The organism is Actinospica acidithermotolerans, assembly GCF_018139625.1.
GTDB classification, from domain to species: domain Bacteria; phylum Actinomycetota; class Actinomycetes; order Streptomycetales; family Catenulisporaceae; genus Actinospica; species Actinospica acidithermotolerans.
The window spans coordinates 60,036-71,471 of sequence record NZ_JAGSOH010000024.1; the positions used below are offsets into that span (position 1 = coordinate 60,036).

Here is an 11,436-nt window from a genome sequence, read left to right on the forward strand (position 1 = left end):
TCCAGGGGAGGGGTGGTCGTGCCGATCCGGGTCGTTCTGGCCGAGGACAACTACCTGCTGCGCGCCGGCACCTCGGCGCTGCTCGACGCGCTGGACGACGTCGAGCTCCTCGCCGCCGTGGCCGACCTGGACGAGCTGCTCGCGGCCGTCGAGGAGCACCGGCCCGACGTGGTGATCACCGACATCCGGATGCCGCCGGACCACGGCACCGAGGGGCTGCGGGCCGCCGCCCGGATCCGTGCCGAGCACCCGGGCACCGGCGTCATCCTGCTGACCCAGTTCGCCGATCCGCAGTACGCGTACGAGTTCCTGCGCGGCGGGGCGGCGGGCGCCGGGTACCTGCTCAAGGAGCGGATCGGCGACCTCTCCGAGCTGGAGCGCTCGCTGCGCCAGGTCGCCTCCGGCGGCTCGGCGCTGGACCCGCAGCTCGTGGAGGCGCTGGTCACCCGCACCGAGCGGGCCGAGGGCTCGCCGCTGGCCGGACTCACCCCGCGCGAGCGCGACGTGCTCGAGCAGATGGCCCAGGGCAAGAGCAACGCGGCGATCGCCAAGGCCCTGGTGCTCACCGAGCGGGCCGTTCAGAAGCATATCAACTCCCTGTTCTCCAAGCTGGGCCTGGGCGACGCCGCGGAGCTCGACCGCCGGGTCGCCGCGGTGCTCACGCTCCTGGAATCCCGATAACAGCACACGCATCCCGTCGACCGGAAGGGTGCACGCATCCCCGCGCGGGGGATGCGTGCACCCCCCGCCTACCCGCATGCCTGCATGATCGCCGCCCGCCCTCCCGCCGAGCAGTATCGATGTCGGAAACCAGTCCGATTTTCTCGAAGCTCATCAGGGACCTGGGGAGGGACCATGAAGAAGCTTGTCATCGGTGCCGCGGCGGCCATCGCCGCCGGCACCGTCGCCGGATGCGGCGCGCACGCCTACACCGCCTCAGTCGTCAACCAGGCGAACGCGCAGGGGCGGCAGAACGGCACCACTGCGAGCGCGGCGGCCTCCACGCAGCCGGTCGGCTACACGTACACCACGGTCGACGACCCGGCCGACCCGACCTTCAACCAGCTGCTCGGCATCAACCGGAACGGGATCATCGCCGGCTACTTCGGCTCCGGCGCCGCCGGCCACCCGAACAAGGGCTACCGAGTCAGCGACCACGAACTGTCCGACTTCGTGAACGAGAACTTTCCCGGTTCCGTGCAGACGCAGGTCACCGGCGTGAACGACGCCGACGTGACGGTCGGATTCTGGTCCGCGACCAACAACGCCGACAACACGAACGGCAACACCGGTTTCTACCGGATCGACGGCAGCTACCACAGCGTCGCGTATCCGACGTCGAACAACGCTTCGCCGGCGGTCAACCAGCTACTCGGCATCAACGACGACGGCGACGCAGTGGGCTTCTACACTGACGCCGCCGGTGCGAACCACGGCTACATCTACAGCATCCATAGCCACCACTTCCGCACGGTCACGGTCTCGGGACAGGGGGCTGCGAGCGTCACCGCCGCGGGCATCGACAACAACGGCGACATCGCGGGGTTCTTCACCGCCGCGAGCGGCGCGCAGGACGGCTTCCTGCTCACCGACGGCGGCCGGCAGACCGTGCTCGCCTACCCCGGTGCCACGATGACCCAGGCCCTCGGCGTCAACGACCACGGCGAGGTCGTCGGCGTCTACCAGACCGGCAGCGGCAACAGTGCGCAGACGCACGGCTTCACCTGGACCCGCGCTGGCTCGTTCCACACCGTGGACGACCCGAACGGCGTCGGCGCGACCACCGTCAACGGCGTGAACGACAACGGCGACCTGGTCGGCTTCTACACCGACGCGCAGGGCAACACCGACGGGATGCTGGCCACGCCGGCCAGCACCAAGAAGATCGTCGAGCACCTGTCGCTGAACCCGATGCCCACGGGCACCGTGACGATCAGCCGCGACTCCGACGGCACGATCGCGGCGCACGTCGTCGCCACCGGCCTGACCCCCGGCTCCGCGCACACGGTCGAGATCGACACCGCCGACGGCGCGAGCGCCGTCCGCCTCGGCTCCTTCACCGCGGACGGGACCGGGGACGCGAACACGACCCTGACCTCGGACTCGCCCGCCGGCGAGGTCTCCTCGGGCGACCGGTTCGTCCTCCGGCTCGGCCTGACCGGCAGCGATGCGAACGACAACGCGCTGGCCCGCGAACCGATCGCGCAGACCGGGCACCTGTCGGACGGCTACGGGACGTACGAACTGCACGCCGTGGACGTCGACGTGAACGGCACGGCGCAGGGCCAGCTCAGCGGCAACGCGACCGTCGTCTACGACCCGACCGCGAAGACGCTGTCCGTCACCGTCAACGCCAGCGGCCTGACCCCGGGCATGCACGCCGCGCACATCCACCAGGGCAGCTGCCGGTCGCAGGGCTCTGTGCTCTATATGCTGATGGACTACCAGGCTGACGAGCACGGCAACGTCGTCGACGAGACGCGCACGCTCAGCGGCGTCAACCAGCCGCCGGCCGAGGGCACCTGGTACCTGAACCTGCACCTCGGCGACAGCAACAGCATCCTGAGCAACGGTTCCCCGACGCTGAGCTTCCGCCCGCTGCTGTGCGCTAACGGCTGAGCTTCCACGAGGGCGGGGTGAACCCGCGGAGGGGAACGCAGGGACCCGGTCCAGTGGGCGGACCGGGTCCCTGTGCCGGTTCTCTGCGGGCTCCTGGTCCCTGTGCCGGTTCTAGGCGGGCTCCTCGGCCTCGATCTCGCTCACGAACCGCTCGATCATGCCCGCGACCTCGGCCGCCCGGCGGGTGAGCGCACCCCAGTGGCCGCATTCGAGGGTCTCGCGCCGCAGGTCCGGCGCCCACCGCTCAAGCCCCTCGGCGAGCGCCGGGCTGACGAACCTATCGTGCAAAGGACTGATGATCAGAACCGGAATCTTCGCGAAGCGGAACTCCGGCTGCGCCAGCCTCCTGATCATGTTCGCGCGGTAGAGGTTGATCCCGCGCACGGCGTCGGCCTCGAGCGTCGCCTGCGGATGCCCCGGGCTCGGCTCGATGCCCTCGGCCTTCCGGAGCAGGTCGCCCCAGTGGCGGGCGAGCCAGTACCGCCAGAGCAGCGGCGCGGCGAACGGGATGTGGAACGCGTAGATGTACCAGGACTTCGTCGCCTGCGTCAGGTACTGCGCGAGGTGGCGGGGCGTGGGCCGGCGGAGGCGGTCGCGGAACCAGAAGGCCGTGTGGTCGAGGCAGGGCCCCGAGATCGTGGTGAACGAGGCGATGCGGCGTTCCGCGCGCGGATCGGTCGCCGCGTGCCAGGCCTGGATGGAGCCCCAGTCGTGCGCCACGACGTGGACCGGCCGGTCCGGGCTCACGGCGTCGGCCACGGCGAACAGATCGTCGGCCAGCTGATCGAGCCCGTAGTCCCGCGTGCCGCGCGGTGCGTCCGAGGCCCCGGCTCCGCGTACGTCGTACCGCGCGGTGTGGAAGCGCCCGGCCAGCCGCTCACGGACCGCGTCCCAGACGTCGTGGGTATCCGGGTATCCGTGCACGAACAGCAGGCACGGACCGTCGGCCGCGTTCTCGAACACGGCGAGTCGCAGGCCGCGGGACGAGACGCGGCGCCGCGATTCGGCGTAAGCTGTGAGCTCGGCCATGAGAACTCCGATCGACCGTACGTCCTGGTGAGTGGATATTACTTACCGGTAAGTCACCTCGAAAGGGCCCGCTTCGGCCCGAGCGCCCGGGCCCGTTGCGGCCACCTCAAGATCCGCATACCGTTTCCTGTGGGATGAGCAGCCAGTTCGCATCTGACACTCCGCCACCCGGCCGATCCGGCCGGCTCGTGCGCGCGATGCCGTACGTCCTGATCGTCGCCGCGGTCATCGCCGATCTCGCGACGCCGAAGGACATCAGCTTCGCGGCCACGCTCTCCGTGCCGCCCGCGCTCGGCGTCCCGGTCACCCCGCTGCGCCAGCTCCGGCCGCTGCTCATCGGCCTGCTGTGCGTGATCATCTCGCTGCTGCTCTCGCTCTACGCCGACGGCATCCCGCAGGTGGTGATCATCGGGACCGAGTTCTCCGTGGTCACCGTCACGCTGATGGCCTGGGCCGTGGTGCGCTACACGCAGCGCCAGCAGCGCATGCTCACCGACGTGCGCACGGTCGCCGAGGTGGCGCAGCAGGTGCTGCTCCGGGCGCTGCCGACCGACCTGGTCTCGGTGCGCTCGGCCGTCCGGTACGCGGCGGCGGCCGCGGAGGCGCGGATCGGGGGGGACCTGTACGAGGTGATGACCACGCCGTTCGGCGACCGGCTGATCATCGGCGACGTGCGCGGCAAGGGCCTGCCCGCCGTCGAGGCCGCCGCCGACGTGCTCGGCATCTTCCGCGAGGCCGCCCACCAGGAGGGCGAGCTCGGCGCGATCGCGCTGCGGATGCACCAGGCACTGGCCCGCCGGCCGCAATCGGACACCGAGGAGTTCGTCACGGCGGTGCTGGTCTCGATCCCGCCGGGCAGCGCCCAGGCCGAACTGGTCAACTGCGGCCACCCGGCCCCGCTGCGCATCCACCAGGGCGCGGTCACCGCGCTGGACCCGCCCGAGACCAGCCCGCCGCTCGGCCTGTTCGACCTCGCGGGCGATCCGCCGCAGGTCTACAAGGCCGACTTCGTGCCCGGAGACATGATGCTGCTCTACACGGACGGCACCACCGAGGCGCGGGACAAGCGCGGCAGCTTCTTCCGGCTCGACCCGGCCAGCCCGATCTGGGCCGAGTACCAGGAGCCTGACCCGCTGCTCGACCACGTACTGCGCGCCGTGCACGAGCACGCGGGGCCGCGGCTGACCGACGACCTCGCACTGCTCGCGGTCAAGCGGCTGCCGGATCCCTGAACCCGGACGCCGCGGCTCGGCGGATTCGCTCCAGGCCGCTCCCGGCTCGGCGGATTCGCTCCAGGCCGCTCCCGGCGCGGCGGGTCCGTGCCAGGCCGCTCCCGGCGCGGCGCGTCCGTGCCAGGCCGCTCCCGGCTCGGCCGGCCGGATCGCAGCCCGGGCCGTCCGACGCTGGCCTGCACGCCCAGTCACCGTCGCCCCCGGCACTCTCTCCCCGGCGACGTCGCCCGGCCCGCGGGCCGTGCCCGGCCTGGCCGTGTCTAGCCGACGATGCTTTTGAGCCTCGGGACCAGCGGGTATGTCGGCCGGCCCACAGGCCGTGCCCGCCCTAACCGTGTCTAGCCGACGATGCTCTTGAGCCCCGGGACCAGTGCGGTGACGCTCCGTGGGGTGGCCCCCGTGAGGTGCACCGACTGCGCGCCGCTCAGGTTCAGCCCGGCCTCGTCCGCGGCGCGCTTGGGCACCTCCGGCGTCGCCTGCGCGTCCAGCGTCAGCTGGCCGGACCAGCTCGTCGCCGGCAGCGCCTTGCCGTCCCTGCCCACGCGCTGGGCCCGGCGCCTGGCGTTGACCGGCGCGAACACGCGCAGGTTGAGCGCGTAGACGCCGCTTGCGACCGGCCGCGCGACGTCGACCGTGGTGTGCAGGCCGATCCACGTCGTCGTCGCCTTCCTGCTCGGCACGATGAGGGTGTCGGTCCAGCCCTTCGGCACGAACTGGTCGTTCGCGCCGTCGTAGTCGCCGACTGTGTACCACTGGACCGGGGTGGGCGCGCCGCCCGAGCGGGTCAGCTCGCCCTCGATCCGCAGCACGACGGCGTCCACCGCGCCCTGGTTCGCCAGCGCCACCGGCACCCAGAAGCCGAGCGTCGACCTGCCGTCGAGGAAGCCGAACTTCAGCTCGCTGCCCAGCACCAGCTGGAGCTTCGCGGCCTTCAGATACTGCTCGTAGGCGTTGTAGGCGAACGTGGCGATCGAGAATACGAGCGCGACGATCGAGAGGCCGAGGCTCAGGTAGTCGGACAGCGTCATGCGCGCACAGTACTCGAAGCGTCACTTGATCAGGAACGACGCCTTCCACCAGGCGTGTCCGGGCCGGCCGATCAGCCGGTGCTCGTCGAGCGCGGCCACGACCTTCTCCGCGGCCCAGCGCAGCGTGGCCTGGTGGTGCGGGTTGCGCAGCGCGATCTTCCTGGTCTGCTTCGGGTCGAGCCCGATGGAGCGGTAGACCTCCGGATTGATCAGGCTCCTGCTGACGATGAACGCGATGTGCGCGATCAGCAGCCGGCGGATCGGCCGTACCCAGCCCGGCGCGTTCGCGGCCTCCCTGGCCAGCTCCTCGCGCGCGAAGCCGATGTGCCGGGCCTCCTCCATGATGTGGATCCGGTTGACCATCCGCATCAGCGGCTGCAGCCGCGGGTCCTCGACCATCTCGCGCTGAAGCCGGTCCGGGATCTCCTCGCCGAGCAGCGTCGCGGCCCAGATCACCTCGCCGCGGGCGAGGAAGGGCAGCACCCGGCCGAGCCGGTGCACGTGCCGGTTCACGCCGTACGCCGGGACGCCCATCTTCTGGATGGTCCGGGCGAACATCGTCGAGTGCCGGCACTCCTCGGCGATCTCGGCGAACGCGTACTGGACCCGCTGGCTGGTCGGATCGCCCTCGTAGGCGATCTTCGCCAGCATCCGGATGAGGATCTCCTCGAACCAGAGGCCCACGCTCATCACGCTGGCCCCCTCGTGCCGCAGCAGGGTCAGCCGCTCCTGCTCGGTCAGCCGGTCCCAGATCTCGGTGCCGTAGAGCGAACTGCGCTCAGGCTTGATGAACGGGGCGTCCTCGACCAGCGGGGCGCTCCAGTCGATGTCCAGGTCGGGGTCGTAGGCGCGCGCCGCCGTGGAGCGCAGCAGGCGCTCCGCCTTGCGCTCCAGGTCGGGCGCCGGGGTGCCCGCCTCGCCCGCCGTCTTCGTCGTCATCGACGCCTCCCGTGAAGCTATGACTTGAAGTAACAGTTACTTCTGGTAGCGTGCTCACCGTGAACGCATCTGTCAAGGGCCCGAAGGCGGACGGCGGCGACGCGCGCCGGGACCGCTGGAGCGCGCACCGGGAGCAGCGCCGCGAGGAGTTCGTCGCGGCCGCGCTGCGGGTGCTGGCCGCGCAGGGCCCGGACGTGACGATGGAGGCGGTGGCGGCCGAGGCCGGGGTCACCAAACCGGTGCTCTACCGGTACTTCGAGGACAAGACCGCGCTGGTCACGGCGCTGGGCGAGTTCGGCTCGAGCGTGCTGCTCGAGCGGCTGCTGCCGGCCATCGGCGCCGACCTGCCCGCGCTCGCCCGGATCCGCGGCACGATCACCGCGTACTTCGAGGTGATCGACGAGCTGCCGAACCTGTACTGGCTGATCGTGCGGCACACCGCGGGCGAGATCCCCGCCGAGAACGACCCGTACCAGCGCAACAAGGAGGTGATCGCCTCCGCGCTGACCGCGCTGTTCGGCGACTACCTGCGCGCCTACGGGCTCGACTCCGGCGCTGCCGAACCCTGGGCGTACGGCATCACCGGGCTCGTCCAGGCCACCGTCGAGTGGTGGCTGCAGCGCCGCTCGATGAGCCGCGTGCACGCGATCGAGTACACCACCCAGTTGATCTACGCGGCGCTGGCGGGCGTGCTCCCGGCCGGCGTCCTCGACCAAGAGCTCGAACTCGGCAGGTCGCGCTTCGCCGGACGTCCGGAGGGCGAAGCGCCGGAGGGACCGCGCTCCGCGCCCTCCTTGAAGCTGGTGTCAGGGGACTCCTAAGGAAGGGACAGGCCTCGTGGCGGACTTCGACGATGAAGACGGTTACCAGGGCACTGCGCGGCTCGAGGTGGGTGAGCGGGGCTTCGACGTGCGCGTCGAGCTGCGCGGCTACTTCCAGCCCATCGACGGCCGGTACCACTGGTACGGGCGGATCGCCGCCGACCCGGCGCTGGACGAGGTGCTCGCGTCCGGGCGGCAGCGCGGCACGCTGACCACGCCGCAGGGCTCGGCCGCGGCCGACGTCGGCGATCCCGATCCCTGGGGCCGCTACCGCGTCGAGGGCTACTCCACGCCGCCCTTCGCGTCCTGGTTCACCGCGGGCGAGCCGCCCGCGTCGAGCGGCGAGCCCGAGCTGCCCGGGCACGTGCGGGTGGCCGTGATCGGCTCCGGCTTCGGCGGCCTCGGCGCCGGGATCAAGCTGCTGGAGGCGGGCGTGCGCGACTTCGTGATCCTGGAGCGGGCCGGGTCCGTCGGCGGCACCTGGCGCGACAACACGTACCCCGGCTGCGCCTGCGACGTGCCGTCCCACCTGTACTCCTTCTCCTTCGCGCCGAACCCGCGCTGGTCGCGCAGCTTCTCCGGCCAGCCGGAGATCCGCGCCTACCTGGAGGATGTCGCCGACCGGCCCGGCCTGCGCTCCCGGCTGCACTTCGACACCGCTGTCACCGGCGCGCTCTGGCGGGCCGACCAGGCGGAGTGGCTGGTCAGCACGACGCGCGGCGAGCTGCTCGCCGACGTGGTGATCTCGGCGGCCGGCCCGCTCTCCGACCCCTCGATGCCTGACATCCCCGGCCTCGACACCTTCCCCGGCGCGATCTTCCACTCGGCGCGGTGGGACCACGGGACCGACCTGGCCGGCCAGCGCATCGCCGTCGTCGGGACCGGCGCCTCCGCGATCCAGATCGTGCCGCAGTTGCAGAAGAAGGCTGCGAAGCTCGTCCTGTTCCAGCGCACGCCCGCCTGGGTCATGCCGCGCCGCGACCGGAAGATCACCGCCGCCGAGAAATGGCTGTACGCGCACGTGCCGCCGACGCAGCGGATCGCCCGCCTCGGCATCTACGCCAGCCGTGAGGCCACCGTCGGGGGCTTCGTCAAGCATCCCGCGCTGATGAAGGCCGCGTCGCGCCTGGCCCGCGCGCACCTGAACAAGGCGGTCAAAGACCGCGCGCTGCGCGCCAAGCTCACGCCGGACTACGTCATGGGCTGCAAGCGCGTCCTGCTCTCGAACGACTACTATCCGGCGCTCGCGCAGCCCAACTCCGAGGTCGTCGCCTCCGGTCTGGCGAGCATCGAGGGCAGCACCGCCATCGCGTCGGACGGGACGCGGCACGAGGTGGACGCCATCGTGTTCGCCACCGGGTTCCACACGGTCGACATGCCGATCGCCAAGCAGGTCCGGGGCGTCGGCGGACGCACGCTGGAGGAGGTCTGGGGCGGCGACATGCGGGCCCTGCGCGGCACGACCGTGGCCGGATTCCCCAACCTCTGCTTCGTGATCGGACCGAACACCGGGCTCGGCCACAACTCGATGGTGCACATCATCGAGTCGCAGCTCGCGTACATCGTCGACTTCATCAAGACCCTGGAGAAGTCCGGCGCGGCGGCCCTCGACACCGACGAGCGTGCCCAGCAGGCGTGGTGCGAGGACGTCGAGCGCCGGATGGGCCCGACGGTCTGGAACACCGGCGGCTGCAAGAGCTGGTACCTCGATGAGGCCGGCCGCAACCCGACGCTGTGGCCGGGCTCGACGATCCGGTTCCGCCGCAAGACCCGCCGCGTCGACGTGCGTGAGTACGTCCGGCTCCCGGCGCCCGCCACCCCCGCAACCACACCCACCATGGCCATGGCCACGAACGGAGCGGAGCAAGCGTGACCAGCAGCGATCCCTTTGCGAACCCGCCGGTGCCGGAGACCCGGCTGCGGGTCCCCTCCGCGGACGGCACCCAGATCAACGTCGAGGTGCACGGCCCGGCCGGCGCGCCGACCGTCGTGCTGATCCACGGTTGGACCTGCCGGATATCCTTCTGGGCCCCGGTCATCGAGGCCTTGCGCTCGGGCACGCCGGCCCTACGCGTCGTCGCCTACGACCAGCGCGGCCACGGCGAGAGCGAGATCCCCGGCACCGGCGCGTACAGCGTCCCGATCCTCGTCGAGGACCTGCGGGCCGTGCTCGACGCCACCCTCGGCGACGGCGAGCAGGCCGTCCTGGCTGGCCACAGCATGGGCGGCATGACGATCATGGCCGCCGCCGACGACGCCGCGATCCTCGGCCGCGCTGGGGGAGTGGTCCTCTGCTCGACCGGCTTCGCGAACCTGCCCGGCTCGTCCAGCGTCGTCCCCGGCCTCAAGCGCCTGCCGAAGGCCAACCGCGCCGCGCACCGCTTCCTGCTCACCAGCACGCTGCCGATCGGCCCGATCACGCCGATCTCCCGCAGCGCGATGAAGCACACGGCGCTCGGCCCGAAGTCGAGCCGGCAGTTGCAGAAGGCGAATGCGCGGATCATCGCGGCCTGCAAGCCTAAGCCGCGCGCCGGATGGGGCCGGGTGCTCAGCGAACTCGACGTGACCACGCACATCGGCAAGCTGGACGTGCCGACGTCGGTGGTCTTCGGCACCAGCGACCGGCTGACCCCCGCCGCCGCGCACGCCCAGGCCATCGCCGACGCGCTGCCGAGGTTTGCGGGCATGACGACGCTCACCGGCCTCGGCCACATGACACCGATGGAAGCCCCCGACGTCGTCAGCTCGGTGATCAGACAGCGCGTGCACGCCATGGTGACCGCCGGCGAAGTCGCCGAAGCCGCGAAGGGACCCGACCATGAGTAACCCCGCCGCCCGCGCGCCACTCGCGGGCAAGACCGCCGTCGTGACCGGCGCCGCCCGCGGCATCGGCGCCTCGCTGGCCCTAAGCCTCGTCCGCCGAGGCGCCAACGTCGCCCTCGTCGGCCTGGAACCGTACGAGCTCGAACAGGCCGCGAAGATCTGCCGCGAGCACGCCGCGGCCAACGCCGGTGCCGCGGTCTGGGAGGCCGACGTCACCGACAAGGCCCGGATGGCCGAGGTCGCGACCGAGGTCAGCGACCACTTCGGCGCCATCGACATCGTCGTGGCCAACGCCGGCATCGCCATCGGCGGACCCTTCGCCGACAGCGACCCCGCGACCTTCGACCGCGTCATCGAGGTCAACCTGCTCGGCTCCATCGCCACCGCCCGCGCGATGCTCCCCGCGCTCACCCGCTCCCGCGGCTACCTCCTTCAGGTGGCATCACTCGCCGCGCTCACGCCGACCCCGCTGATGGCCGCCTACTGCACCAGCAAGTCGGGCGTGGAGGCGTTCGCGCACAGCCTGCGCAGCGAAGTGCGCCCCGACGGCGTGGACATCGGCGTCGCCTACCTCTCGTGGACCGACACCGACATGGTCCGCGGCGCGGACAAGGACACCGTGCTCGCCGAGATGCGCTCCCGGCTGCCGTGGCCGGCGAACAAGACCGGCGAACTGGAAGCCGCCGTCGAGCGCCTGACGCAGGGAATCGTGCGCAGGTCGGCGCACGTCTACGGCCAGGCCTGGGTCCGCGGCATGCAGTGGCTGCCCCGCGGCGTCCTGCCCGCGGCCATCGCCTTCCGCGGCGCCAAGGAGGTCAAGCGGCTCTCCCCGCGCTTAGCCGCCGGAGCCGACCAGCGCCGCCGCCCGGTAGGCCCTGGCGGCCTCGCCGCGCTGCGCGACAAGGCGGGCAGCGCGGCGGAGGAGTGATGGGCGGGGTGGGGCTG

General features: G+C 71.5%; 10 protein-coding genes. 7 read left to right on the forward strand and 3 right to left on the reverse strand.

What is annotated here, in order from left to right; translation table 11 throughout:
- The first annotated feature begins 18 nt into the window (after positions 1-18).
- Complete coding sequence (locus tag KDK95_RS11375; protein WP_307844311.1) at positions 19-681, forward strand: response regulator transcription factor; 663 nt, start codon at positions 19-21, stop codon at positions 679-681.
- Positions 682-855: 174 nt separating this feature from the next.
- Positions 856-2,619, forward strand: a complete 1,764-nt coding sequence (locus tag KDK95_RS11380) for a CHRD domain-containing protein (RefSeq protein WP_212518052.1) — start codon at positions 856-858, stop codon at positions 2,617-2,619.
- Between the two features lie 111 nt (positions 2,620-2,730).
- Here the strand turns inward: KDK95_RS11380 and KDK95_RS11385 are convergent, their stop codons facing one another.
- A complete protein-coding gene (locus tag KDK95_RS11385) occupies positions 2,731-3,648 on the reverse strand; it encodes an alpha/beta fold hydrolase (RefSeq protein WP_212518053.1) in 918 nt (305 codons plus the stop codon).
- Between the two features lie 134 nt (positions 3,649-3,782).
- Here KDK95_RS11385 and KDK95_RS11390 point away from each other — a divergent pair, with 134 nt between their 5' ends.
- Positions 3,783-4,880, forward strand: a complete 1,098-nt coding sequence (locus tag KDK95_RS11390; protein ID WP_212518054.1) for a PP2C family protein-serine/threonine phosphatase — start codon at positions 3,783-3,785, stop codon at positions 4,878-4,880.
- A 338-nt stretch (positions 4,881-5,218) separates the two neighbouring features.
- On the opposite strand, the gene KDK95_RS11395 is transcribed toward KDK95_RS11390, so the two are convergent.
- Complete coding sequence (locus tag KDK95_RS11395) at positions 5,219-5,908, reverse strand: hypothetical protein (protein WP_212518055.1); 690 nt, start codon at positions 5,906-5,908, stop codon at positions 5,219-5,221.
- A 21-nt stretch (positions 5,909-5,929) separates the two neighbouring features.
- The gene (locus KDK95_RS11400) at positions 5,930-6,847 is read right to left on the reverse strand and encodes an AurF N-oxygenase family protein (protein ID WP_212518056.1); all 918 of its coding nucleotides are present in this window, start codon (positions 6,845-6,847) and stop codon (positions 5,930-5,932) included.
- A gap of 59 nt (positions 6,848-6,906) precedes the next feature.
- Here KDK95_RS11400 and KDK95_RS11405 point away from each other — a divergent pair, with 59 nt between their 5' ends.
- From KDK95_RS11405 to KDK95_RS11420, 4 genes are read left to right on the forward strand one after another with little or no spacing between them, the layout of a single operon-like run.
- A complete protein-coding gene (locus KDK95_RS11405) occupies positions 6,907-7,668 on the forward strand; it encodes a TetR/AcrR family transcriptional regulator (RefSeq protein ID WP_212518057.1) in 762 nt (253 codons plus the stop codon).
- A 16-nt stretch (positions 7,669-7,684) separates the two neighbouring features.
- Positions 7,685-9,541: a DUF4873 domain-containing protein gene (locus KDK95_RS11410; RefSeq protein ID WP_212518058.1), complete on the forward strand. Its 1,857-nt coding sequence runs from the start codon at positions 7,685-7,687 to the stop codon at positions 9,539-9,541.
- Positions 9,538-10,494: an alpha/beta fold hydrolase gene (locus KDK95_RS11415; RefSeq protein ID WP_212518059.1), complete on the forward strand. Its 957-nt coding sequence runs from the start codon at positions 9,538-9,540 to the stop codon at positions 10,492-10,494. The genes KDK95_RS11410 and KDK95_RS11415 overlap by 4 nt, the downstream gene beginning before the upstream one ends.
- Entirely contained in the window at positions 10,487-11,419 is a 933-nt protein-coding gene (locus KDK95_RS11420) for an SDR family oxidoreductase (RefSeq protein WP_212518060.1), read from the forward strand. Before KDK95_RS11415 ends, KDK95_RS11420 begins: the two co-directional genes overlap by 8 nt.
- Positions 11,420-11,436 lie beyond the last annotated feature (17 nt).

Coding starts and splice junctions, on each gene's coding strand:
- KDK95_RS11380 (WP_212518052.1), top strand. CDS start 856: ATGAAGAAGCTTGTCATCGGTGCCGCGGCGGCCATCGCCGCCGGCACC.
- KDK95_RS11385 (WP_212518053.1), bottom strand. CDS start 3,648: ATGGCCGAGCTCACAGCTTACGCCGAATCGCGGCGCCGCGTCTCGTCC.
- KDK95_RS11390 (WP_212518054.1), top strand. CDS start 3,783: ATGAGCAGCCAGTTCGCATCTGACACTCCGCCACCCGGCCGATCCGGC.
- KDK95_RS11395 (WP_212518055.1), bottom strand. CDS start 5,908: ATGACGCTGTCCGACTACCTGAGCCTCGGCCTCTCGATCGTCGCGCTC.
- KDK95_RS11400 (WP_212518056.1), bottom strand. CDS start 6,847: ATGACGACGAAGACGGCGGGCGAGGCGGGCACCCCGGCGCCCGACCTG.
- KDK95_RS11420 (WP_212518060.1), top strand. CDS start 10,487: ATGAGTAACCCCGCCGCCCGCGCGCCACTCGCGGGCAAGACCGCCGTC.